General features: G+C 64.7%; 23 protein-coding genes. 20 read left to right on the plus strand and 3 right to left on the minus strand.

Features of this window, described 5'->3' with window-relative positions:
* Position 1: 1 nt before the first annotated feature.
* The 11 genes from rpmD (at position 2) to dsbD (ending at position 7,767) form a co-directional block, all read left to right on the plus strand.
* Complete coding sequence (gene rpmD, locus ACFOPH_RS20700; RefSeq protein WP_027867247.1) at positions 2 to 181, plus strand: 50S ribosomal protein L30; 180 nt, start codon at positions 2 to 4, stop codon at positions 179 to 181.
* Positions 182 to 207: 26 nt separating this feature from the next.
* On the plus strand, positions 208 to 639 hold the full coding sequence (gene rplO, locus ACFOPH_RS20705; protein ID WP_312550077.1) for a 50S ribosomal protein L15: 432 nt from the start codon (positions 208 to 210) through the stop codon (positions 637 to 639).
* Positions 640 to 667: 28 nt separating this feature from the next.
* Positions 668 to 2,002, plus strand: a complete 1,335-nt coding sequence (secY, locus tag ACFOPH_RS20710) for a preprotein translocase subunit SecY (RefSeq protein WP_312550078.1) — start codon at positions 668 to 670, stop codon at positions 2,000 to 2,002.
* A gap of 20 nt (positions 2,003 to 2,022) precedes the next feature.
* Positions 2,023 to 2,241, plus strand: a complete 219-nt coding sequence (gene infA / locus ACFOPH_RS20715) for a translation initiation factor IF-1 (protein WP_005663428.1) — start codon at positions 2,023 to 2,025, stop codon at positions 2,239 to 2,241.
* A gap of 31 nt (positions 2,242 to 2,272) precedes the next feature.
* Positions 2,273 to 2,386 (plus strand): 50S ribosomal protein L36, encoded by a 114-nt coding sequence (gene rpmJ / locus ACFOPH_RS20720; RefSeq protein ID WP_005663407.1) that lies wholly within the window; start codon positions 2,273 to 2,275, stop codon positions 2,384 to 2,386.
* 12 nt (positions 2,387 to 2,398) lie between these two features.
* Positions 2,399 to 2,764 carry a 30S ribosomal protein S13 gene (gene rpsM / locus ACFOPH_RS20725; RefSeq protein WP_036208931.1) on the plus strand — a complete coding sequence of 122 codons (366 nt, stop codon included), beginning with the start codon at positions 2,399 to 2,401 and terminating at the stop codon, positions 2,762 to 2,764.
* A 14-nt stretch (positions 2,765 to 2,778) separates the two neighbouring features.
* On the plus strand, positions 2,779 to 3,189 hold the full coding sequence (rpsK, locus tag ACFOPH_RS20730; protein ID WP_027867243.1) for a 30S ribosomal protein S11: 411 nt from the start codon (positions 2,779 to 2,781) through the stop codon (positions 3,187 to 3,189).
* A gap of 224 nt (positions 3,190 to 3,413) precedes the next feature.
* Positions 3,414 to 4,037 (plus strand): 30S ribosomal protein S4, encoded by a 624-nt coding sequence (rpsD, locus tag ACFOPH_RS20735; protein ID WP_312550082.1) that lies wholly within the window; start codon positions 3,414 to 3,416, stop codon positions 4,035 to 4,037.
* A gap of 137 nt (positions 4,038 to 4,174) precedes the next feature.
* Positions 4,175 to 5,152: a DNA-directed RNA polymerase subunit alpha gene (locus tag ACFOPH_RS20740; protein WP_026354946.1), complete on the plus strand. Its 978-nt coding sequence runs from the start codon at positions 4,175 to 4,177 to the stop codon at positions 5,150 to 5,152.
* Positions 5,153 to 5,274: 122 nt separating this feature from the next.
* Positions 5,275 to 5,670, plus strand: coding sequence for a 50S ribosomal protein L17 (gene rplQ / locus ACFOPH_RS20745; RefSeq protein ID WP_005663400.1), 396 nt, complete (start codon positions 5,275 to 5,277; stop codon positions 5,668 to 5,670).
* A gap of 156 nt (positions 5,671 to 5,826) precedes the next feature.
* The gene (gene dsbD, locus ACFOPH_RS20750; RefSeq protein ID WP_379737111.1) at positions 5,827 to 7,767 is read left to right on the plus strand and encodes a protein-disulfide reductase DsbD; all 1,941 of its coding nucleotides are present in this window, start codon (positions 5,827 to 5,829) and stop codon (positions 7,765 to 7,767) included.
* A 141-nt stretch (positions 7,768 to 7,908) separates the two neighbouring features.
* On the opposite strand, the gene ACFOPH_RS20755 is transcribed toward dsbD, so the two are convergent.
* Complete coding sequence (locus ACFOPH_RS20755; RefSeq protein WP_379737112.1) at positions 7,909 to 8,445, minus strand: Spy/CpxP family protein refolding chaperone; 537 nt, start codon at positions 8,443 to 8,445, stop codon at positions 7,909 to 7,911.
* A gap of 200 nt (positions 8,446 to 8,645) precedes the next feature.
* Between ACFOPH_RS20755 and ACFOPH_RS20760 the strand changes: the two genes are divergently transcribed.
* The 6 genes from ACFOPH_RS20760 to ACFOPH_RS20785 all read left to right on the plus strand — a co-directional run bounded on the left by ACFOPH_RS20760 (position 8,646) and on the right by ACFOPH_RS20785 (position 18,224).
* On the plus strand, positions 8,646 to 9,374 hold the full coding sequence (locus ACFOPH_RS20760) for a response regulator (protein WP_312551291.1): 729 nt from the start codon (positions 8,646 to 8,648) through the stop codon (positions 9,372 to 9,374).
* Positions 9,371 to 10,729 carry an ATP-binding protein gene (locus ACFOPH_RS20765; protein WP_379737113.1) on the plus strand — a complete coding sequence of 453 codons (1,359 nt, stop codon included), beginning with the start codon at positions 9,371 to 9,373 and terminating at the stop codon, positions 10,727 to 10,729. Before ACFOPH_RS20760 ends, ACFOPH_RS20765 begins: the two co-directional genes overlap by 4 nt.
* A gap of 133 nt (positions 10,730 to 10,862) precedes the next feature.
* The gene (locus ACFOPH_RS20770; RefSeq protein ID WP_379737114.1) at positions 10,863 to 12,047 is read left to right on the plus strand and encodes an efflux RND transporter periplasmic adaptor subunit; all 1,185 of its coding nucleotides are present in this window, start codon (positions 10,863 to 10,865) and stop codon (positions 12,045 to 12,047) included.
* Positions 12,044 to 15,178, plus strand: a complete 3,135-nt coding sequence (locus ACFOPH_RS20775; RefSeq protein WP_312551296.1) for an efflux RND transporter permease subunit — start codon at positions 12,044 to 12,046, stop codon at positions 15,176 to 15,178. Before ACFOPH_RS20770 ends, ACFOPH_RS20775 begins: the two co-directional genes overlap by 4 nt.
* A 144-nt stretch (positions 15,179 to 15,322) precedes the next feature.
* On the plus strand, positions 15,323 to 16,234 hold the full coding sequence (locus ACFOPH_RS20780) for a hypothetical protein (RefSeq protein ID WP_379737115.1): 912 nt from the start codon (positions 15,323 to 15,325) through the stop codon (positions 16,232 to 16,234).
* Positions 16,235 to 16,514: 280 nt separating this feature from the next.
* On the plus strand, positions 16,515 to 18,224 hold the full coding sequence (locus tag ACFOPH_RS20785) for a tyrosinase family protein (RefSeq protein WP_379737116.1): 1,710 nt from the start codon (positions 16,515 to 16,517) through the stop codon (positions 18,222 to 18,224).
* A 239-nt stretch (positions 18,225 to 18,463) separates the two neighbouring features.
* Here the strand turns inward: ACFOPH_RS20785 and hemB are convergent, their stop codons facing one another.
* Both hemB and yihA read right to left on the minus strand, forming a co-directional pair.
* On the minus strand, positions 18,464 to 19,477 hold the full coding sequence (hemB, locus tag ACFOPH_RS20790) for a porphobilinogen synthase (protein WP_379737117.1): 1,014 nt from the start codon (positions 19,475 to 19,477) through the stop codon (positions 18,464 to 18,466).
* 18 nt (positions 19,478 to 19,495) lie between these two features.
* On the minus strand, positions 19,496 to 20,206 hold the full coding sequence (gene yihA / locus ACFOPH_RS20795) for a ribosome biogenesis GTP-binding protein YihA/YsxC (protein WP_379737118.1): 711 nt from the start codon (positions 20,204 to 20,206) through the stop codon (positions 19,496 to 19,498).
* A gap of 175 nt (positions 20,207 to 20,381) precedes the next feature.
* Between yihA and ACFOPH_RS20800 the strand changes: the two genes are divergently transcribed.
* The 3 genes from ACFOPH_RS20800 (at position 20,382) to ccsB (ending at position 24,426) form a co-directional block, all read left to right on the plus strand.
* Positions 20,382 to 21,017: a c-type cytochrome gene (locus ACFOPH_RS20800; RefSeq protein WP_379737119.1), complete on the plus strand. Its 636-nt coding sequence runs from the start codon at positions 20,382 to 20,384 to the stop codon at positions 21,015 to 21,017.
* 104 nt (positions 21,018 to 21,121) lie between these two features.
* A complete protein-coding gene (locus ACFOPH_RS20805; RefSeq protein WP_379737120.1) occupies positions 21,122 to 23,212 on the plus strand; it encodes a cytochrome c biogenesis protein ResB in 2,091 nt (696 codons plus the stop codon).
* A gap of 44 nt (positions 23,213 to 23,256) precedes the next feature.
* The gene (gene ccsB / locus ACFOPH_RS20810) at positions 23,257 to 24,426 is read left to right on the plus strand and encodes a c-type cytochrome biogenesis protein CcsB (RefSeq protein ID WP_379737121.1); all 1,170 of its coding nucleotides are present in this window, start codon (positions 23,257 to 23,259) and stop codon (positions 24,424 to 24,426) included.
* Positions 24,427 to 24,482: the final 56 nt, after the last annotated feature.

The raw sequence follows: 24,482 nt of genomic DNA on the forward strand, positions 1-24,482 counted from the left end.
CATGGCAAACACTGTCAAAGTCAAGCTCGTCAAGGGCCTGATCGGTACCCGTCAGGATCACCGTGCCACCGTGCGCGGCCTGGGTCTGCGTCGTGTCAACTCGGTTTCCGAGCTGCAGGACACCCCAGCTGTGCGTGGCATGATCAACAAAGTCGCGTACCTCGTTAAAGTTGTCTCGTAAGCGACAGCTTACGTACGGAGAAATCAATGGAACTCAATACCATTCAACCTGCTGACGGCGCCAAGCACGCGAAGCGTCGCGTCGGCCGCGGTATCGGCTCCGGCCTGGGCAAGACCGCCGGTCGCGGTCACAAGGGTCAGAAATCGCGTTCGGGCGGCTTCCACAAAGTCGGCTTCGAAGGCGGCCAGATGCCTCTGCAGCGTCGTCTGCCGAAGCGCGGCTTCAAGTCGCTCAACGCCACCTTCAAGGCTGAAGTCCGTCTGTCGGACCTGAACGCCCTGGCCGTCGGCGATGTCGACATCCTGGTGCTGAAGCAAGCGGGCATCCTGCCGGTGGTGGCACGCGACGTGCGCGTCATCCTGTCGGGCGAGATCACCAAAGCGGTGAACCTCAAGGGCCTGAAGGCGACCGCGGGCGCGAAAGCGGCCATCGAAGCAGCTGGCGGTTCGGTCGCCTAAAGCGGCCGCTGCCTGATCGGAGCAAAAATTGGCGACTAATTCACAACTTGGTAAAAGCGCCGCCGCCGGCTTCCCCTGGAGTCGGCTGTGGTTTTTGCTTGGCGCATTGGTCGTGTACCGCATCGGTGCTCACATCCCGGTCCCCGGGATCGACCCGGTAGCGCTGGCGTCACTGTTCAAGCAGAACGAAGGCGGCATCCTGGGCATGTTCAACATGTTCTCGGGTGGCGCGTTGTCCCGCTTTACCGTGTTCGCACTCGGGATCATGCCCTACATTTCGGCTTCGATCATCATGCAGCTGGCGTCGATCGTCGTGCCGCAGCTGGAAACGCTGAAGAAGGAAGGCGAAGCAGGCCGCCGCAAGATCACCCAGTACACCCGCTACGGCACGGTGGCACTGGCGTTGTTCCAGGCGTTCGGCATCGCCGTCGCGCTCGAGGCCCAGCCGGGTCTCGTGCTCGACCCCGGCATGGCATTCCGCTTCGTCACGGTCGTGACCCTGCTCACCGGCACCATGTTCCTCATGTGGCTGGGCGAGCAGATCACCGAACGTGGTCTGGGCAACGGCATTTCGATCATCATTTTCGCCGGTATCGCAGCCGGTCTGCCGTCGGCACTGGGTGGCCTGTTCACCCTGGTTTCGAACGGTTCGATCAGCAGCATTGCCGCGATCATTATCGTCATCCTGGTAGTTGCGGTTACGTATGCCGTCGTGTTCGTTGAACGCGGACAGCGCAAGATCCTCGTGAATTACGCCAAGCGCCAAGTCGGCAACAAGGTGTACGGTGGCCAAACCAGCCACCTGCCCCTGAAGCTGAACATGGCCGGCGTGATCCCGCCGATCTTCGCCTCCTCGATCATCCTGTTCCCGGCGACGATCGTTGACTGGTACACGCGAGGCAAGGACTCCAGCGGCCCGTTCATCGGGTTCCTGAAGGACCTGGCCGCCTCGCTGGCGACCGGTGAACCGATCCACGCGTTGCTGTATGCGGTGGCGATTGTGTTCTTCTGCTTCTTCTACACCGCGCTGGTATTCAACAGCAAGGAAACGGCGGACAACTTGAAGAAGAGCGGCGCGTTTGTTCCGGGCATCCGTCCGGGCGAGCAGACCGCACGCTACATCGACAAGATCCTGATGCGCCTGACCCTGGCCGGTGCAGTCTATATCACCCTGGTGTGCCTGGTGCCGGAGTTCCTGCAGTCGTTCTGGAAAGTTCCTTTCTATTTCGGCGGCACGTCGCTCCTGATCATCGTGGTGGTGACGATGGACTTCATGGCACAAGTGCAGAACTACGTCATGTCGCAGCAATATGAATCGCTGCTGCGCAAGGCGAATTTCAAGGGTGGGATTCCGACGCGATAAGCGGGGAGTACATAGACCGAATGGCAAAAGACGACGTCATCCAAATGCAAGGTGAGATTCTCGAGAATCTCCCAAATGCGACATTTCGCGTAAAGCTGGAAAACGGGCATGTGGTCCTGGGGCATATCTCGGGTAAAATGCGGATGAACTATATCCGCATCCTCCCGGGCGACAAGGTAACGGTGGAACTGACCCCGTACGACCTGTCCCGGGCGCGCATCGTATTCCGCACCAAGTAAAAAATTCAAGTAATCAGGAAGAGAGTGCAAAATGAAAGTTAATGCTTCAGTCAAGCGGATCTGCCGCAACTGCAAGATCATCAAGCGCAAGGGCGTGGTCCGCGTGATCTGCGTCGAGCCGCGTCACAAGCAGCGTCAAGGTTAAGAGGAATAACGAATGGCACGTATTGCAGGGGTTAACATCCCAAATCATCAGCACACTGTTATCGGCCTGACGGCGATTTACGGTATCGGCCGCCCGCGCTCGCAGAAGATCTGCGATGCGACCGGTATCGCGACCAACAAGAAGGTCAAGGACCTCGACGATAACGAACTCGAGAAGCTGCGCGACGAAGTTGCGAAGTTTGTCGTGGAAGGCGATCTGCGCCGCGAACTGTCCATGAACATCAAGCGTCTGATGGACCTGGGTTGCTACCGCGGCATGCGTCACCGCAAGGGCCTGCCAGTGCGCGGCCAGCGCACCCGTACCAATGCACGTACCCGCAAAGGTCCGCGCAAGGCCGCTCAATCGCTGAAGAAATAATCTAGGAATAGACCATGGCTAAGCAACAAAGCAGCGCAGCAGCGGCAGCCGCCCGCGCACGCAAGAAAGTCAAGAAGAACGTGGCTGAGGGCATCGCCCACGTCCACGCTTCGTTCAACAACACCATCATCACGATCACCGACCGCCAGGGCAACGCCCTGTCGTGGGCGACGTCGGGTGGCGCTGGCTTCAAAGGCTCGCGCAAATCGACCCCGTTCGCGGCACAGGTCGCTGCTGAAGCAGCCGGCAAGGTCGCACAGGAAAGCGGCGTGAAGAACCTGGAAGTGCGCATCAAGGGCCCTGGCCCTGGCCGTGAGTCGGCTGTGCGCGCGCTGAACAACCTGGGCATCAAGATCACCGAGATCCAGGACGTGACGCCGGTTCCGCACAACGGCTGCCGTCCGCCGAAGCGTCGTCGTATCTAAGACAAGCGGCGGGTTTGCCCGCCCTTTGTTGCAGATACCCGTCGCGGTATCAAATACGCCGGTGCAGTTGCCCGATTTCGGGTATACTGCCCGGCTATTCTCGCCTCGAACCTTCGGTTCGAGGCGTTCTTTCAGCCACGTCCGCTCAACATTGGGTCGGACTAGCGCCTGCCGCATCGCTTGCGATGCCTCCGGGGCGTGATTAATACATCAAAGGATTCAACGTGGCACGTTATATCGGACCAAAAGCAAAACTGTCGCGCCGTGAAGGCACCGACCTGTTCCTGAAGAGCGCACGTCGCTCGCTCGACTCGAAGTGCAAACTGGACGTCAAGCCAGGCCAGCACGGCGTGAAGTCGGGTGCTCGCACCTCGGACTACGGCAACCAGCTGCGTGAAAAGCAGAAGGTCAAGCGTATGTACGGCGTGCTGGAGCGCCAGTTCCGCCGCTACTTCGCAGAAGCATCGCGTCGCAAGGGCAACACCGGCGAAACCCTGCTGAAGCTGCTGGAAGCCCGTCTGGACAACGTCGCTTACCGCATGGGCTTCGGCTCGACCCGCGCCGAAGCGCGCCAGCTGGTGAGCCACAAGGCCTTCACCGTCAACGGTAACGTCGTGAACATCGCTTCGTACCAGGTCAAGGCTGGCGACGTCGTCGCCGTGCGCGAAAAGGCCAAGAAGCAGACCCGCATCATCGAAGCGCTGTCGCTGGCTGAACAAGTCGGCATGCCGAGCTGGGTCTCGGTCGACGCCAAGAAGATGGAAGGCACCTTCCGTTCGTTCCCGGAGCGTAACGAGATCGCCGCTGACGTCAACGAAGCACTGATCGTCGAACTGTACTCGCGTTAATAAAGGGTAGGGGAGAGTCGCCCACTCGCCGCGCGAGAGGGCGCTTCTCCTTTTTACGCTTTAAAAGCAATACAAATCACCACCATGCCATCAGCCTTATCGGTGTAACGAGCCGAGGGTATTGAAAAGGACATTTCATGCAAAATAGTTTGTTGAAGCCACGTATCATCGACGTCGAAGCCCTGGGCGCCGGTCACGCGAAAGTCGTGATGGAGCCGTTCGAGCGTGGCTACGGCCACACGCTGGGCAACGCGCTGCGCCGCGTGCTGTTGTCGTCGATGATCGGCTACGCGCCGACCGAAGTGACGATCGCTGGCGTCGTGCACGAGTACTCGTCGCTGGACGGCGTGCAGGAAGACGTCGTCGACCTGCTGCTGAACCTGAAGGGCGTCGTATTCAAGGTGCATAACCGCGACTCCGTCACCCTGACCCTGAAGAAGGAAGGCGAAGGCGCAGTCCTGGCATCGGACATCGATCTGCCGCATGACGTGGAACTGATCAACCCGGATCACGTGATCGCTCACCTGACCGCGGGCGGCAAGCTGGACATGCAGATCAAGGTCGAAAAAGGCCGTGGCTATGTGCCGGGTAACGTCCGTCGCCTGTCGGAAGACACCAACAAGACGATCGGCCGCATCATCCTGGACGCATCGTTCTCGCCAGTCCGCCGCGTTTCGTACGCCGTGGAATCGGCCCGTGTCGAACAGCGTACCGACCTCGACAAGCTGATCATCAACATCGAGACCAACGGCGTCATCACCCCGGAAGAAGCGATCCGCCAGTCGGCCCGCGTCCTGGTTGACCAGCTGAACGTCTTCGCCGCGCTGGAAGGCACGGAAGCCGCCGCCGAAGCACCGTCGCGTGCTCCGCTGGTCGATCCGATCCTGCTGCGTCCGGTCGACGATCTGGAACTCACGGTCCGTTCGGCAAACTGCCTGAAGGCCGAGAACATCTACTACATCGGCGACCTGATCCAGCGTTCGGAAAACGAGCTGCTCAAGACCCCGAACCTGGGCCGCAAGTCGCTCAACGAAATCAAGGAAGTCCTTGCTTCGCGCGGCCTGACCCTGGGCATGAAACTCGAGAACTGGCCTCCTGCTGGCCTCGAGAAGTAAGAAAGTCGTACCTGCCCGGACAATGTTGTCCGGGCAGTTCTAAACCCCTAGAACCGGTCCGCGGTCATGCCCTGGCATGAACGATCGAAGAACTGGAATTTATACACTCGAAAGGAAGTACCATGCGTCACCGTCACGGCCTCCGTAAGCTGAACCGTACCTCGTCCCACCGTCTCGCCATGCTGCGCAACATGACCGTCTCGCTGCTGCGTCATGAAGCCATCAAGACCACCGTGCCGAAAGCCAAGGAACTGCGTCGCGTCATCGAGCCGATCCTGACCCTGGGCAAGACCGACACCCTGGCCAACAAGCGCCTGGCATTCGCTCGCCTGCGCGACCGCGAAATGGTGCAGAAGCTGTTCGCCGAACTGGGCCCGCGTTACGCCAACCGTAACGGCGGCTACCTGCGCATCCTGAAAATGGGTTTCCGCGTGGGCGACAATGCGCCGATGGCCTACGTCGAACTGCTGGACCGTCCGGAAGTCACCTCGGCTGAAGAAGCTCCGACCGCCGAGTAATCGCTCCGTGCGACAAGAAAAACCAGGCCTCGCGCCTGGTTTTTTTTCGTCCAAGCGCGGCCGCGGGCACACGGCAGGCCTGTCCCGGGCCCCGATTACCCATCGGCACGCAGCCGGTGTACCATTCGGCTGCGCAGTATTCAACCAAAGGAAGTCATGTCCCGTTCCCGCCTTCGTGCCTTGCCGACGCATCCGCTCGCCGCGCTGTCGCTGCTGTTCCTGTTCCTGTTCGCCGTCCTGCTGGCCGCGCCGAGCCGCGCCGCCGACGAGTTCCTCGATCCGGCCGTCGCCTTCAAGTTCTCGGCGCGCATGGAGGGCGAGCGCACCGCCGTCGTCACCTACGAGATCGCGCCCGGCTACTACATGTACCGCGAGCGCTTCGCCTTCACCGCGCGCGGCGCGCAGCTCGGCACGCCCGAGATCCCGCCAGGCAAGGTGAAGTACGACGAGACCTTCCAGAAGGATGTCGAGACGTATAAAAATTCGGTGACGATCCGGATCCCGGTCGAGGGCAGAGGCCCCTTCACCCTGAACGCGACCAGCCAGGGCTGCGCCGACGCCGGCCTGTGCTATCCGCCGCAGGAAGCCAGCGTGCAGCTGGCCGCCGGCGGCGCCGCGCCGCAGATGGGCCTGCCGACCGGCGGCGCGACCGCGTCCGCGCCCGGCTTCCTGTCGTCGAGCCCGCAAAGCGACGGCAATGCCGGCGCCGCCGCACGCATCGGCCTCCCGACCGAGACCGCACCCGCAGTCGATACGCCCGCACCGGCAGCGGCAGGGCAGGGCGCCGATGCCGCACAGGCGGCGCCCAAAACGGCGCCAGGCGCCAGCGCCGACAAACCTTCCGAACTGTCCGGCATCAACGCGATACTGCACGGCGGCCGCCTGCTCGCCATCGTGCCGGCCTTCGTCCTGCTCGGCCTGGGCCTGGCCTTCACGCCCTGCGTGCTGCCGATGGTGCCGATCCTGTCCTCGATCATCGTCGGCGAAGGCGGCAAGGTGCGCCGTTCGCGCGGCTTCATCCTGTCGTTGACCTATTCGATGGGCATGGCCATCGTCTACACCATGCTCGGCGTCGCCGCCGGCCTGATCGGCGAAGGGCTGGCCGCGGCACTGCAGAATCCCTGGGTGCTCGGCGCGTTCGCGGTGCTGATCGTCGCGATGGCGATGTCGATGTTCGGTTTCTATGAATTGCAGGTGCCCGCCGCGGTACAGACCGAACTGGCCGGTGTATCGGGCCGCCAGGCGTCCGGCAAGCTGGCCGGCGTGTTCGCCATGGGTGCCATCTCGGCGCTGATCGTCGGCCCCTGCGTGGCCGCGCCCCTGGCCGGCGCCCTGGTCTACATCAGCCAGACCCGCGACGTGCTGATCGGCGGTGCGGCGCTGTTCTCGATGGCCCTCGGCATGAGCATTCCGTTGCTGCTGGTCGGCGTCTCGGCCGGCTCGCTGCTGCCGCGCGCCGGCGCCTGGATGGAATCCGTGAAACGCTTCTTCGGCGTGCTGATGCTGGCGATGGCCTTGTGGCTGGTGTCGCCGGTGCTGCCTCCGGTCGTGCAGATGGTGTTGTGGGCAGTGCTGCTGCTCGGCTACGGCGCGTACTTGCTGCGCCGGCGCGGACACTGGGCCGCGCTCGCCGTCGGCGCCGTGTTCGGCATCCTGGGCGCGATGCAGCTGGTCGGCGTGGCCAGCGGCGGCCGCGATCCGCTCGCGCCGCTGGCCCACCTGACCGGCACGCAACCGCAGCACCTCGCATTCAAGCGCGTGAAGACCGTGGACGAACTGGACGCGGCGCTCGCCGCGCTCGGCGGCAAGACCGCCATGCTCGACTTCTATGCCGACTGGTGCGTCTCCTGCAAGGAGATGGAGAAGCTGACCTTCGTCGATCCGCAAGTGCAGGCGAAACTCGCCAATACCGTGCTGCTGCAGGTCGACGTGACCGCCAACGACGCGCACGACAAAGCCATGCTGAAGCGCTTCGGTCTGTTCGGGCCGCCCGGCATCATCTTCTTCGATCCGAGCGGTGCGGAGATCGCGGATAGCCGGGTGATCGGCTACCAGAATGCGGCGAAGTTCTTGGTGTCGCTGGAGCGCCTGGACTGATCCGGGCTCGCGTGAAGCGGCGCGGCCTGCGCAAGCCGTACCGCGTGGACACAGGTGCCTACGCCGGCCGCGTCCACCCTACAAAATCGAAAAAAGGGATGCCGTGGCATCCCTTTTGCATTCAATTGAAAGCTGAACCGATCAGCTCGGCATTGCGGCGCCGCGCTGGCCGTGGTGGCCACCGTGACCGCGGTGCTTGCCGCCGAAGCCGCCGCGCATGGCCTGGCTGTCGAACACCTTCTTCTGCTCGGGGGTGAGCACGGCATAGAAGTTGTTCAGGGCGGCCAGGCGTGCTTCCATGCGCGCGGTGCGCTGTTTCTGGCGTTCGATCATGCGCACCATGCGCTGCGGGGCGGGCAGGGCGGCGAACTTCGCGCGCTCGCCGTGATCGCGTGCCTGCGGGCGCTGTGCCGGCTTGCCGGCGGCAAGGAAGGCGGCGAATGCCGGTTCCTGCTGGGCGTTCAGCTTCAGGTCGGCGCGCAGCTTGGCTTCGCGCTGGGCCCGGCGTTCGGCGTGTTTCGCCTGGCGCTCGGCCTTGTGCGCGGCGCGTTGTTCCGCGCTCACGGCGTGGCCGTGGCGGCCTTCCGGCGCCGCTGCGGTGGCGGTCTGGGCGATGGCGCCGCCGGCGATGCCGAGGGCGGCGAAGGCGATCAGGATGTGCTTGCTCAGGGTGTTCATGTGATGTCCTTATGGGTGTGTGAGTCAGTCGGTTGTGTGCGTGAACTGCTCTCTGCACGGGATCCATCATCGCCAAAAACTGTAACCCCAGCGTGTCCCCTGTCCCGCACTTTGTATCAATATGTTTCCTCTGCGAATTCATATACATACCGATACAAATGCGCTGTTCAGGGTCCTTTTAAGTAAGGATAATTGCGCTTATGGATAATCCCTCTACTATTCTCATCGTCGACGACGACCGCGACATCCGCCAGTTGCTGGCCGATTACCTCGAGTCGAACGGCTACCGCGCGCTGGCCGCCGGTGACGGCAGCGCGATGTGGAAGATCCTCGACGAGTCGCGTCCCGACCTGATCGTGCTCGACCTGAACCTGCCCGGCGACGACGGCCTGACCCTGTGCCGCAAACTGCGTGCCACCTCGACCCTGCCGGTCATCATGCTGACCGCCCGCAACGAGCCGCTCGACCGCATCCTCGGCCTCGAAATGGGCGCCGACGACTACCTGCCGAAACCCTTCGAACCGCGCGAACTGCTGGCGCGCATCCGCAGCGTGCTGCGCCGCTCGCACGCCATGCCGTCCAACGCGCCGGCCGAGAACGTGCAGCAGATGCGCTTCTCGGGCTGGACGCTCGACCTGACCGCGCGCCACCTGGTCAACCCGGACGGCATCGTCATCATGCTCTCGGGCGCCGAGTTCCGCCTGCTGCGCGTGTTCCTGGAGCATCCGAACCGTGTCCTGAACCGCGACCAGCTGCTCAACCTCACGCAGGGCCGCGACGCCGACCCCTTTGACCGTTCGATCGACATCCAGATCAGCCGCCTGCGCCAGAAGCTGGGCGAGGATGCGCGCATGCCGCAGATTATCAAGACCGTCCGCAACGGCGGCTACGTGCTGGCCGGCCAGGTGACCGTGGAGCCGACTGCGTGAAAGCATTCCTCGGCTCGATGACGGGCCGTGTCTTCGTGACCCTGCTGCTGGGGATCCTGATCTCCGGCGCGCTGACCCAGCTGATGGCCGACAACGAGCGCCAGCGCGTGCTCGAGCACTCGCGCGACCAGAACCTGATCGAGCGCGCCGAACAGCTGATCATGGCCACCGAGATCGTGCCGGCCGAGGCGCGGCGCGCCTACCTGGCGGTGGCGAACCGTCCCGGCCTGCTGCTCGAGGTCGGCGAACCGCGTCCGCTGGCGAAAGGCGCCAGCGAATTCGCCGAGACCCTGGGCGAGCGCCTCGGCGCCGGCTATCAGATCGCCTCGGCCGGTGCGCGGCCGCCGGCCTGCGAGAGCCCGGTGCGCATTCCCCAACTGTACGGCCTGCTGTCGGCCCCCTGGCGCGGCGCCTGCGAGTACCTGAACGTGCGCCTGCGCGACGGCGAAGCGCTGCGCCTGGCCGTGCTGCCGCCGCGCAGCACCGTCAACGACGACACCGACTACCGTGCCGTCATCGCCCTGTTTTTCGTGAGCATCGCCTTCCTGGCCTACCTGGTCGCGCGCATGACCACGCGTCCGCTCAAGCAACTGGCCGTGGCCGCGCAGGAGCTGGGCAACGACATCAACCGCCCGCCGCTCGACCTGACCGGCGCCAGCGAGATCCGCCAGGCCAGCGCCGCCTTCAACGCGATGCAGGCGCGCATCCGCCAGTACATCTTCCAGCGCACGCAGATGCTGGCCGCTATCACCCACGACCTGCAGACGCCGCTCACCCGCATGCGCCTGCGCCTGGAGAAGGTGGCCGACGTCGAGCTGCAGGAACGCCTGATCGGCGACCTGTCGGCGATGCAGGCCATGGTGAGGGAAGGGCTGGAGCTGGCGCGCAGCATGGACACCACCGAAAGCATGCAGATGCTCGACCTCGACTCGCTGCTGGCGTCGAGCTGCGACGACGCCGCCGACGCCAACCAGCCGGTGACGCTCAATGGCCGCTCCGGCATGGCGATCCTGGGCCGGCCGCTCGACCTGCGCCGTTGCCTGGGCAACCTGATCGACAACGCCGTCAAGTACGGCCGCGAAGCGCAGGTGACGGTCGACCGCGTGAACGGCGCGGCGCGCATCCGCGTGCGCGACCAGGGCCCCGGCATTCCCCCGAACGAGCAGACGCGCGTGTTCGATCCGTTCTATCGTGTCGAGACCTCGCGCTCGCGCGAATCCGGCGGCACCGGCCTGGGCCTGACCATCGCCCGGAATATCGCCGGCCAGCACGGCGGCAGCATCGCGCTGGCCAATCATCCGGAAGGCGGACTGGAAGTCACCCTGATGCTGCCGGAGTACTATCCCGGTAAATAAGTTGGCAGAATAAGTTGGCAAAATAAGTTAGTAAATAAGGTGGTAAATAAGCTTGTCACACGTAAACGCCAAACTGCGTGTTTGACTCATCGTTGATTGATAAAGCTGCCGGCACTGGCGGCAAGGGACCTGAATGAAAAAGAATACGCTCGCAGTCGTCGCCATCATTGTTGCCGTCGGCGCAGGAAGCGCCTGGTACATGAGCCGCGGCGCGCACGCCGAAGGAGACGGCGCCAAGGCTGCCGCCGGTGGCGCCAACGGCGGCCCCAGAGGCCCGCAGGCGCCGACCGTCGTCAACGTGGTCACGCCGCAGCGCCAGGACGTCGGGGTCGACGTCGCCGCCAACGGCACCGTCAGCCCGAAGCAGACGGTCGACCTGCGTCCGCAAACGACCAGCACCATCCGCGAAGTGCACATCCGCGAAGGCCAGTTCGTGAAGGCCGGCCAATTGATGTTCTCGCTCGACGATCGCAGCGACCGCGCCGCCGTCGCCCAGGCCCAGGCCGAGGTCGCGCGCGGCAAGGCCACGCTGGCCGACCTCGAGCGCCAGTACAAGCGCAGCCAGGAACTGGTCGCACAGAAATTCCTGGCCCAGAGCGCGGTCGATACGCTGCAGAGCCAGGTAGAGGCCGCGCGCGCGGCGCTTGCCGCCAATACCGCAGCCGTGCAGGCCTCGCAGGTCAGCGCCAGCTACACCGCGATCCGCGCGCCGATGTCGGGCCGGGTCGGCGCCATCAACGTCTATCCGGGCAGCCTGGTGCAGCCGACCACCTCGCTGACCACCATCACCCAGCTCGACCCGATCGACGTCGCCTTCACGCTGCCGGAGTCCGCCCTGGGTGCGCTGCTGGCCGCCCAGAAACAGGGCAAGGTCGCGGTCGAGGCCCGCACCGGCGGCGACGCCCAGCCGGTCACCGGCGAACTGGTGTTCGTCGACAACACGGTCGACCCGAGCACCGGCACCATCCGCCTGAAGGCCCAATTCGGCAACGCCGAAGGCCTGCTGTGGCCGGGACAATACGTGAACACCCGCGTGACGGTGCGCACGATCAAGGATGCAGTCGTCATTCCGCAAAATGCGATTATCATCAATGCCCAGGGCACCTTCGTCTATGTGATGGAAAAGGACGGCACCGCGCGCCTGGCGCCAATCCAGCGCCAGCACAGCTTCGGCGTGAACGCCGCCGTGACCGGCCTTGCCGGCAACGAGCAGATCATCACCGAAGGCAAGCAGAATCTGCGTCCGGGCGGCAAGGTACGCTTGGCAACTGGTTCGAAACAGCAAGGCGCGCCCGCGCGCAAGGGTGAACAGGCATGAACCTGTCGGAACTGTGTATCCGCCGCCCGGTGATGGTGGTGCTGCTGTCGATCAGCCTGGTGCTGGTCGGCATCCTCGCCTACATGCACATCCCGGTCGCGGCGCTGCCGAGCTATAACACGCCGGTCATCAACGTCAATGCCAACCTGCCCGGCGCCAGCCCGGAGACCATGGCATCCTCGGTCGCGCTGCCGCTCGAGAAGCAGTTCTCGACCATCGCCGGCATCAAGCTGATCTCCTCGACGAATACCCAGGGCAACACCTCGCTGACGCTGGAATTCGACACCTCGATCGACGTCGACAAGGCCGCCGTCGACGTCCAGGCCGCGCTGCTGGCCGCCCAGCGCCAGCTGCCGCTGGAGATGACCGACCTGCCGTCCTACCGCAAGATCAATCCGGCCGACGCCCCGATCCTGTTCATGCACATGACCTCGCCGTCGATGAACCTGTCGGAGCTGAACGACTACGCCGAGAACATGGTCTCGCCGGCAATCTCGACCCTGCCGGGCGTGGCCCAGGTCTCGGTGAATGGAGGCAAGCGCTTCGCCGTGCGCGTGCGCGCCCGTTCCGACCTGATGAACGCGCGCAACATCTCCATGGACGAGCTGGCCACCGCGCTGCGCGCCGCCAACTCGAACACCCCGCTGGGCGTGCTCGACGGCCCGCAGCAGACGCTGACCATCCAGGGCGGCGGCCAGCTGATGAAGGCGGCCGATTTCGCCGACGTGATCGTCGCCACCCGCGACGGCCTGCCGGTGCGCCTGAAGGAAGTGGCCGAGGTCGAGGACAGCTACCAGTCGGTCAAGGCCGCGGGCAGCCTGAACGGCGAGCGCTCGATCGTGCTGATGGTGCAGCGCCAGCCGAATGCGAACACCGTGCAGGTGGTCGACGCCGTACGCAACCTGATGCCGAAGTTCGAGACCCAGCTGCCGGCCTCGATCAAGATCCACCTCGTCAACGACCGCTCGATCTCGATCCGCGAAGCGATCCACGACGTCAACCTGACCCTGGCCGGCACCGTCGTGTTGGTCATCCTGGTGATCTTCCTGTTCCTGCACCGCCTGACCGCGACCCTGATCCCGGCGGTGACGGTGCCGATCTCGCTGCTGGGCGCGCTGTCGCTGTTGTACGCCTTCGGCTATAGCCTCGACAACATTTCCCTGCTCGGCATCACGCTGGCGGTCGGCCTGGTGGTCGACGACGCCATCGTGGTGCTGGAAAACATCGTGCGTCACATGGAGATGGGCAAGAAGCCCTTCCACGCCGCCCTGGTCGGCTCGCGCGAGATGGGCTTCACCATCGTCTCGATCTCGATTTCGCTGGTCGCCGTGTTCATCCCGATCTTCTTCATGCCGGGCGTGATCGGCCTGCTGTTCCGCGAATTCGCCGTCATCGTCGGTCTCGCGGTGCTGGTCTCGGCCGCCGTCTCGCTGACCCTGGTGCCGATGCTGTGCTCGCGCCTGATCAAGCAGGGCGGCCACCTCGAGCCGCACGAGATGTCCTGGATCGGCCGCCGCTTCGAAGCCATGTTCACCAGCGTGCGCGACGCCTATGCGCGCACCCTGGACAAGGCGCTGCGCCACCGCTTCCTGGTGCTGATGCTGGCCTTCGGCACCTTCGCCCTGACCGCCATCCTGTACATGAGCATGCCGAAGGGCTTCTTCCCTGAGGAAGACATCGGCCAGATCCGGGTCAGCGTCGAAGCCTCCGAAGACACGTCCTCGCAGGCCATGATGGCCCTGCAAGGCCAGGTGGTCGACATCATGCGCGCCAACAAGCACGTGCAGGACGTGACCTCCTTCGTGGGCGGCGGCAATACCGGCCGCATGTTCCTGGTGCTGGCGCCGCGCAGCGAACGTCCCGCGATGCCCGTGGTGCTGGATGAACTGCGCAAGGCCACGCGCTCCGTGGCCGGCGTGCAGGTCTACATGTCGCCGGTGCAGAACCTGCAGCTGGGCGGGCGCCAGAGCAAGAGCCGCTACCAGTACACGCTGCAGAGCGTGTCGGGCGGAGAAATCGGCAGCTGGGCCGACCAGTTCCTCGAGCGCATGCGCGCCGATCCGAAGTTCCGCGACGTCACCAGCGATTCGCAGAACAAGGGCTTGCAAGCCACGCTCGACATCGACCGCGACAAGGCGGCGCTGCTGGGCGTGAGCATGGCCGACTTGCGCACCGTGCTGTATGCCAACTTCGGCGAGCGCCAGGTCTCGACCATCTATTCGACCGCGGCCAGCTACTACGTGATCCTGGAAGCGGCCGAAGCGGACCGCTACTTCGACGACGCCCTGTCGCGCGTGTCGGTGCGGTCGAAGTCGGGCGAACTGGTGAAGCTGTCGAGCTTTGCCAGCGTGCGCCGCACGGTCGGCCCGATCGCGGTCAACCACCAGGGTCAATTGCAGGCGATCACGCTCGCCTTCAACCTGGCTCCGGGCGTGCCGCTGGGCGACGCCACCGCCGCCATCGACCAGATGAAGGTCGACATGAAACTGCCGTCCTCGGTCATCACCAACTACGGCGGCGACGCCGCGGTGTTCCAGGACACCCAGTCGAGCCAGCTGATCCTGATCATCACCGCGATCGGCGTGATCTACGTGCTGCTGGGCGTGCTCTACGAGAGCTACATCCACCCGCTGACGATTCTCGCCGGCCTGCCGTCGGCGGCGGTCGGCGCCCTGGTCACGCTGTGGATCTTCGACATGGACCTGACCCTGATCGCGATGATCGGCATCCTGATGCTGATCGGTATCGTCAAGAAGAACGCGATCATGATGATCGACTTCGCGCTCGATGCCCAGAGGAATGCCGGCATGACCCCGGTCGAGGCGATCCGCGAGGCCTGCATCCTGCGCTTCCGCCCGATCCTGATGACCACGCTGGCGGCGATGATGGGCGCGCTGCCGATCGCGCTGGGCATCGGCGCCGGCGCCGAGCTGCGCCAACCGCTCGGCCTGGCGGTGGTGGGCGGCCTGATCTTCTCGCAGGTGATCACGCTCTACATCACGCCGGTCATCTACCTGTACCTCGACAAGTACAGCGGCAGCGGTCCGATGACCGATGTCGACATTGCCGCGCATGAAACGGAGCCTGCGCCGCACAAGCCGGTATCGCTCCATAAACCGGTTGAAACATAATGTAACAACCATCAATACAACCGGCCTGTAAGCTGTGCAGCGTAACGCGGCCGTGCGCCAGAGACCCAAAGCAGGTAGACTGCGCGGGTAGAATTTGGCCCACCCCGCTTTGCGCTGACCAGTTTCCGGAAAGTTTTATTGATCTTGCGTGACCATTCCCACTCCTACGCCGAGCACAGCGATGTCTGCGAGCATTGCGGACAGCCCCTGCCCGGCGCCGTGGTGCCGACCTACGGCGCGCGGCGCACCAGCCGTACCGGCCTGGCGGTCACGATCCTCCTGCACCTGCTGCTGGTAGCGCTGTACTTCTACCAGCCCGAGCGTCCCCAGAAGAAGGCGGCGCCGCCTGCCGGCGGCGAGATCGTGTATGTCGCGCCGCTTGCCAAGCCGCCGCCGCCGCAGGCGCAATCGCCGCAGAAAACCAGCAAGCCTTCGAAGAGCCCGGCCCAGCCGCGTCCGACGACGCCGCGCGTCGAGCGCCTGCCCGACACCATTACCTTGCCCGAGGAAAAGCCGGTCATCGTCGACAAGGTGCAGCCGCCGCCGCCCGAACCGAAACCCGAGCCGAAGGCGGAAGAATCGCCGCCGATGGACATGGCCGAATACATCGCGCGCCGCCGCGCCCAGCGCGGCGCGACCGAGCCCAGCCCGAGCCAGGAAGAAAGCGAAGCGGCGCGCGGCACGCGCAATGCGCTGGCGAACATTGCCGCCATCAACAACCGCGGCCGCGACGACAGCAACCAGAGCGGCGGCATCTTCTCGATCTCGAACAAGACCTTCCACAGCATGGACCTGAAGTTCCGCGGCTGGAACCCGAGCTTCAAGCGCCGCTGGCTGACCTCGGTGACGGTGGAGCAGGGCAGCGAGCCCGACGTCGAGACCGCCGTCGTGAAGAAGATGATCGAGCTGATCCGGCGCGAGAAGAACGGCGACTTCGAGTGGGAATCGCACCGTCTCGGACGCGTCGTGACGATGAGCGCGCGGCCGCAGGACACGGCCGAACTGCAGGCCTTCCTGATGAAGGAAATGTTCCCCGAATATAAACCGCCGCGTTGAAGCGGCGGGCCGGCAGCTGCCTGCAACCCGGCTTTGCGCGCAGGTGCTTCCTGCGCGCAAGCTGCTTTCTTTCTCCTTTGTTTCCCTCTGCCATTGCCCCTCATGAACAGGCGCACCGGACTGGTGCGCTCCTTTGCGCTGTGCCATCGCCGGCGCGGACAGACACGATAGGCTGAGCTCGTGCCCTGTCGAGCTCGTCTATTTCGACGCTGCGAACTGGGCGTTCCCCGCGCCCGGAAATAGCAGCCGGGCGCCAATCTCCACGCAACCGGAGCAGCCCATGACCACCAAGCCAGACCAGCTTGTCAGTCCGATTCGTCGTCAAGTCCTGAAATCCGCCGCATTCGGCCTCGCCGCCGGCAGCCTGCCCTTCGGCGCCGCGCTGGCGCAGCCGAACCTGCAGCCCCAGCATCACAAGCCGCGCTACCGCCGCTGGCGCGCCTCCTCGCATTCGAAGATCGGCATGCGCATGCTCAAAAGCTATGCGAAGGCGGTCAATGCCATGCTCGCGCTGCCGCCGGAAGACCCGCGCAACTGGTATCGCCAGGCCATCGTCCACACCCTCGATTGCCCGCACGGCAACTGGTGGTTCCTGCCCTGGCACCGCGGCTACCTCGGCTGGTTCGAGCAGATCTGCCGCGAGCTGAGCGGCGATCCGCAGTTCGCGCTGCCTTACTGGGACTGGACCGCGGAGCCGAGCCTGCCCGACGGCATGTTCGACGGCGTGCTCGATCCAAACCATGCCGCGTTCGTCGGCAACGGCGCCGACTTCGAAGTGCGGCTGGCCTCGGCGATCGCGAACGCGGGTTACTGGACCTCGCCGGGCGGCGTGTTCAGCCGCAATTCCCAGTGCGGACAACTGTTGGCGCGCAGCATCCGCTTCGACGCCGACGTGATGTTCGATATCCTGCGCGACCCCTCGGGCGCCATGTTCTTCGACCAGCCCGGCGCGCGCGGCCTGGTGCGCGAGCGGCCCGGCTTCTCGCTGGCCGCCAGCGACGCGGTGTCGGCGAGCACGATCCAGGCGGCCCTGGCCGCGCCCGATTTCATCACCTTCGCCAGCGCCAAGACGTCGAACCACCACACCTCGGGCGGCTTCGGCATCCTGGAAGCGCGCCCGCACAATTCCGTGCACCGCTGCGTCGGCTCGCGCGACTGCAACTTCATGGAGACGCGCGGCTTCATGGCCGACATGCTGTCGCCGGTGGACCCGGTGTTCTTCCTGCACCACGCCAACATCGACCGCCTGTGGGACGTCTGGACGCGCCGCCAGCTGGCGCTCGGCCTGCCCGTCCTGCCCGCCGGCGTGGAACTGAGCACCGACTTGCCGGACAGCGAGAAGTCGCCGGGAGAACGCGCCACCGACTACTTCCGCTGGGCGCGCGAACCGCTGCTGTTCTTCGTCGACGCCAAGGGCGAACCGGTCAAGCAGACCCGCAACGGCGATTACGTGTCGATGGCGGCCTTCGACTACGACTACGAGCCCGGCAGCGGGGAAGAGATGGTGCCGGGCGGCGGCAGGCGCGGGCCGCGTTCCGCGGAGCGGCGCGTCTACCCGGGCAAGGTGGTGGCGCGCGCCGTGCGCGGCCCGCAAGCGGCCAGCGCCCTGGTGCAGCTGCCGGCGGGGACGCTCGAGAACGCGACCGCCGCCGGCCAGACCATGGTCGCGAACGTCACGCTGAGCTTCCCGGAACAATGCCGCGATCCCTATGCGGTGATCCTGAACGGGCCCGACGACCCGACCCAGGTCGACACTGGCAGCCCGTTCTACCTGGCGACGATCGTCATGTTCGGCCACCGCGGCGCCACCGGCCCCCTGAGCTTCTCGTTGCCGCTCGGCGAGAAGCTGCAGCGGGCGCGCACCGCCCAGCCGCAGTCCGGCGACGGCGCGCTGCGGCTGCGCGTGCTGTCGCTGCATGAGCTGATGGGACATCACCACATGGCGGGGCAGCCGGTGGAGTTGCTGGCGGCGAGTGTCGAGACTTATTAAGTAGCGGTTTTGTAGGGTGGACACCTGTGTCCACGCGGTGGAGCGTTCGTGTCACCGCACCGTGACCGGGACGCCGGCAGCATCGATGCAATCGGTGTTTTTACTGATCGGCGGTATCCGGTTACAACGGGGTATGCCGAAGCACGACCGCGTGGACACAGGTGTCCACCCTACAACGTCAACCGCGAAAAAAAACCGTGCCTCGGCACGGTTTTCTATTGTCGCAGCGAAGGAAGCGCTTACCCACCCGCCTTCAGCTTGCGCGCCACATCGAGCGCGAAATAGGTCAGCACGCCGTCGGCGCCGGCGCGCTTGAAGGCCATCATCGATTCCATCATGACCTTGTCGTGGTCCAGCCAGCCGTTCTGGGCGGCGGCCTTCAGCATCGCGTACTCGCCGCTGACCTGGTAAGCGAAGGTCGGCACCTTGAACTCGTCCTTCACGCGGCGCACCACGTCGAGATACGGCATGCCCGGCTTGACCATCACCATGTCGGCGCCTTCCGCCAGGTCGAGCGCGACTTCGCGCAGGGCCTCGTCGCTGTTGGCCGGGTCCATCTGGTAGGTGTTCTTGTCGGCCTTGCCCAGGTTGGCGGCCGAGCCGACGGCATCGCGGAAGGGGCCGTAGAAGGCCGAGGCGTATTTTGCCGAATAGGCCATGATGCGGGTGTGGATGAAGCCGCGCTCTTCCAGCGCCGCGCGGATCACGCCGATGCGGCCGTCCATCATGTCCGACGGCGCCACCACGTCGACGCCGGCCTCGGCGTGCGTCAGCGCCTGGCGCGTCAGCATCTCGATGGTCTTTTCGTTGACGATGTAGCCGTTCTCGTCCGGCAGGCCATCCTGGCCGTGGGTTGTGTACGGGTCGAGCGCGATGTCGGTCAGGATGCCAAGCTGCGGGAAGTGCTGTTTCAGCGCACGCACCGCGCGCGGCACCAGGCCGTCCGGATTCGTCGCTTCGACGCCGTCGTAGGTCTTCAGCGACGCGTCGATGACCGGGAACAGGGCCAGCACCGGGATGCCGAGCGACACGCATTCTTCGGCCACCTTCAGCAGGAGGTCGACCGAGACGCGCTCGACGCCCGGCATCGAGGCCACTTGCTGGCGCTGGTTCTCGCCGTCGAGGATGAAGACCGGGTAGATCAGGTCGGCGGCGGTGACGGTGTTCTCGCGCATCAGGGCGCGCGAGAACGGATCGCGGCGCATGCGGCGCATGCGGCTGTTCGGGTATTGTCCGGTAACGATCGAGCTCATGTAATCTTGCTTTCTCTTTCAGGAGTGGTCGGGGGCCCCGTTCGCATCGGGTTCGCCGGCGTCATCGTCGGTCAGACCGAGCAGTTCGAGGATCTTGGCATCCGCTTCCTCGACGCCGATGCGCTTGAGCGCGGAGAACAGCTGCACGGTGAAGGGGAAGCCTTCGCCGTCCTCATCGACATAGCTGTCGAGGACCTGCCGCGCCTGGCGCAGTGCATTGGTCTTTTCGTTCTGGTTCAGCTTGTCGGCCTTGGTCAGGATGCAGTGGATCGGCTTGCCGGTCGGGGCGAACCATTCCAGCATCTGCACGTCCAGGTCGGTGAACGGACGGCGCGAATCCATGATCAGGACCAGCGCGGCCAGCTGCTCGCGGCGCTGCACGTAGTCGCCCAGCAGCTTTTGCCAGTGCAGCTTGGCCGTGCCCGACACCTCGGCATAGCCATAGCCCGGCAGGTCGACCAGCAGCGCCTGGATCTCCTCGACGATGGTCGGGTCCTTGCGGTGCTGCCCGACGTGGGCGCCGCCGATCGAGAAGTAATTGATGTGCTGGGTGCGCCCCGGCGTTTTCGACGCGAAGGCGAGACCTTTTTGGTTCGTCAGGATGTTGATCGCCGTCGATTTGCCCGCGTTGGAGCGGCCGGCAAAGGCGATTTCGGGCACCCGGGTGGATGGGAGATCACGCAGCTGGTTGACGGTCGTGAAGAAGCGGGCTTGCCAGAGTTTGGACATGGAAGAGAGGTGAAAAAGGCAACGAAATGAGGCGTGGAGGAAACAATCCTATTGTACAATAAGGGGTTATCTATTGCTTTTGCCGGTGAAGCCGCTGTACCAATAAAACTGTTTTCGACTTTTTCAGGGTGCTCGAATGAATCGTGTGTCTGTATCGTCCGCTAGCGCGGTGTTGATGAAATCGTTGTTGGTTGCAACCCTGGCGCTCGGCAACGTCGCTGTCGCCGCCGAAGCCCAGCGTACCGCGAAACCCGATGCCGCCAAAGGCGCCACCCTGTACGACAGCGGCGACACCGCACGCGGCCTGCCGGCCTGCCTCTCCTGCCACGGCGCGAACGGCAATTCGACCATCGCCGCCAACCCGAAACTGTCGGCGCAGTTCGAAGCCTACACCCATAAGCAGCTGGTCGACTTCACGACACCGCAGCGCAACAACCCGGTCATGAGCACCTATGCCAAGATGCTGACCGACGAAGACAAGCGCAACATCGCCGCTTACCTGTCGACCCAGAAAGTCAAGCCGGGCGCGGCCAAGAACAAGGACACGGTCGAGCTGGGCCGCAAGATCTACCGCGGCGGCATCGCCGACAAGGGCGTGGCCGCCTGCGCCAGCTGCCATGGCGCCGCCGGTTCCGGCATCCCGGTCCAGTACCCGCGCCTGGCCAGCCAGCACCAGGATTACACGATGACCCAGCTGACCGCCTTCAAGAGCGGCGCGCGCGCCAACAGCCCGCAGATGACCACCCTGGCCCAGCGCCTGTCGGAAGCCGAAATGCAGGCCGTGGCCGACTACATCGCCGGCCTGCGCTGATCTTCTTGTATCGTACCGAAAGGAAAGGGCGCCAACGCGAGTTGACGCCCTTTTTTGCTGTACACTCGCGGCGCACCTGACCGCATGAGAAAGTAAGTCCCAGAATGAGCACCACCGGAATTGAATTGAAGACGCGCCGGCGCGCGCTGGCCGAGGCCGTCGAGCTGGTGTCGTCGATGCGTTTTGCCATCAGCCTGCTGGTGATCCTGTCGATCGCCGCCATCATCGGCACCGTGCTGCGCCAGGGCGATGCGATGCCGAACTACGTGAACCAGTTCGGCCCGTTCTGGTACGAGATCTTCCGCAAGCTGAGCCTGTTCACCGTCTATTCGAGCTGGTGGTTCCTGGCGATCCTGCTGGTGCTGATCGTCTCGACCGGCCTGTGCATCGTGCGCAATACGCCGAAGATGCTGCGCGACATGCGCAGCTGGCGCGACCACGTGCGCGAGGAATCGCTGCGCAATTTCCATCACAAGAGCGAATGGACCGCGCCGCTGAACAGCTCGGCGCTGGCGGTGCAGAGCGCCGAGCGCCTGCGCCACGTCGGCTACGCCGTCAAGATCGTCGAGAAGGACAACGGCGTGCTGGTCGCCGCGAAAAAGGGCGCCGGCAACAAGTTCGGCTACATCTTCGCGCACACGGCGATCATCGTCATCCTGCTGGGCGGCATGCTCGACTCCGACCTGCCCATCCGCTTCCAGCAATGGTTCCTCGGTAAGACGCCGTATGCCGGCAGCGGCCTGATCTCGCAGATCCCGGCCCAGCACCGCCTCGGCCTGTCGAATCCGACCTACCGCGGCAACACCATGCTGGCCGAAGGCCAGACCGGCAGCACCGCGATCCTGCCCCAGGCCAGCGGCGTGCTGGTGCAGGACCTGCCGTTCGCGATCGAGCTGAAAAAATTCAACATCGAATTCTATTCGACCGGCATGCCGAAACTCTTCGCCAGCGAGATCGTGGTGCACGACCGCGAGGCGGGCAAGACCTTCCCGGCGACGATCGAGGTCAACAAGCCGCTGATCTACAAGGGCGTGGCGGTCTACCAGTCGAGCTTCGAGGACGGCGGCAGCAAGCTGAAATTGACCGGCTTCCCGATGAGCGGCACCAGCGCCAGCGCTTTCGAGATCGCCGGCGAGGTGAACGGCTCGACCGAGCTGAAGACCGCGGCCGGCGCCTTTGCCGTCGAGTGGTCGGGCTTCCGCCCGTTCAACGTCGAGAACACCTCCAGCAACGACCCGCGCGCGGTGGAGAAGGGCAAGTCCTTCAACGAGCAGTTCTCGGCCACGCTCAGCAAGGCCTCCGGTTCGGCCGGCAAGAACGCGGACAACAAGGACCTCAAGAATGTCGGCCCGAGCGTGCAATACAAGCTGCGCGACCAGACCGGCCAGGCGCGCGAATTCCTGAACTACATGCAGCCGGTGACGCTCGAAGGCGCGCAAGTCTTCCTGGCCGGCGTGCGCGACAACCCCGCCGAAAGCTTCCGCTTCCTGCGCATCCCGGCCGACGACAACTACGGCGTGCGCGAATGGATGCGCCTGCGCGCCGCCCTGGCCGATCCGGCCCTGCGCCGCCTGGCCGCCGAGCGCTACGCCGCGCGCGCCCTGGCGCCCGGCCAGGCTTCGCAACCCGGCTTCGGCGACCAGCTGCGCGACTCGGCCGAGCGCACCCTGGGCATCTTCGCCGGCGAGGGCACGCCGGGCGGCTTCGTCGCCGTCGCCCAGTTCCTGGAAAAGATCCCGGCGGCCGAGCAGGAAAAGGCGGCCGGCGTCTTCATCAAGATGCTCAACGGCGTATTGTGGGAACTGTGGCAGGCCGCGCGCGTGCGCGATGGCGAGGCGCCGATCGAAGCGAGCGACAAACACGGCCGCTTCCTGCAGCTGGCGACCAACGCCTTGTCCGACAGCTTCTTCTACGGCGCGCCGGTCTACCTGCAGCTCGACGAGTTCCACGAGATCAAGGCCTCGGTGCTGCAGGTGACGCGTTCGCCCGGCAAGAAGATCGTCTACCTCGGCTGCGTGCTGCTGACCGCCGGTATTTTTGCCATGTTCTACATCCGCGAACGGCGCCTGTGGGTATGGGTCCGTGGAAATGGGGAGGGCGCGCACGCGCTGATGGCGATGAGCACGCAACGCAAGACGCTGGATTTCGAGAAAGAATTCGCTGACCTGGCGGCCAAGCTGCCGCAATCGGCGTAAGCTGGCGCTTGCCGGCACTCTATAAGCTGAAGGCACTGGAGAACATGATGGAAGCATCCCGACCAAGCCCGACCTCGTCGGTTACCTACAAGGAAGCGCCCGGCTATTTCCGGCGCCTGAGCAGCATCGACTGGCTGTATGGCGCCGGCCTGCTGGCCGCTGCGCTGTTCGCGCTGAACCGCTACGCCCATTTCATGGACGGCTACGAGCGCGCCATCCTGCTGCTGTCGGCGCCGACTTTCGCCGCGCTGGGCTGGCACTGGAAGCCGGTGCGCTGGCTGATTCCGCTCGTCGCGCTGCTGTCGTTGTGGGGCGTGTCGCTGTACGACGGCTCGCTGGCGGCGGCCGAGCAGAAATTCTTCCTCAAGTACATGCTGTCGAGCCAGTCGGCCATCCTGTGGATGAGCGCGCTGTTCGTGTTCTCGACCGTGTTCTACTGGATCGGCCTGCTGGCGCGCTCGGACTCGGGCGCGGCGATCGGCTCGCGCCTGTGCTGGGCCGCCGTGGTGCTGGGCTTTACCGGCATGATGGTGCGCTGGTTCGAGTCCTACCTGATCGGGCCGGACGTCGGCCACATCCCGGTGTCGAACCTGTACGAAGTGTTCATCCTGTTCGCGATGATCACGGCGCTGTTCTACCTGTATTACGAGGAACGCTACGCGACCCGCCAACTGGGCGCCTTCGTCCTCCTGATCATCGGCGCCGCGGTGGCCTTCCTGCTCTGGTACACCGTTTCGCGCGACGCCGCCACCATCCAGCCGCTGGTGCCGGCGCTGCAGAGCTGGTGGATGAAGATCCACGTGCCGGCCAACTTCATCGGCTACGGCACCTTCGCCCTGGCCGCGATGGTCGGCACCGCCTACTTGCTGAAATCGCACGGCATCCTGGCCGACCGCCTGCCTTCGCTCGAAGTGCTGGACGACGTCATGTACAAGGCGATCTCGGTCGGCTTCGCTTTCTTCACGGTGGCGACCATCCTCGGCGCGCTGTGGGCGGCCGAGGCCTGGGGCGGCTACTGGTCCTGGGACCCGAAGGAAACCTGGGCCCTGATCGTCTGGCTCAACTACGCGGCCTGGCTGCACCTGCGCCTGATCAACGGCCTGCGCGGCCGCATGGCGGCCTGGTGGGCGCTGGTGGGCCTCCTGGTGACGACCTTTGCCTTCCTGGGCGTGAACATGTTCCTGTCGGGGCTGCATTCGTACGGCGAGTTGTAATCGCACGCTTCTCGGGCGTAGGGTGGGCGCCCCTGGGGATTGTTTGCCGAAACACC

Source organism: Massilia haematophila, assembly GCF_042647645.1.
Taxonomy (GTDB): Bacteria; Pseudomonadota; Gammaproteobacteria; order Burkholderiales; family Burkholderiaceae_D; genus Telluria; species Telluria haematophila.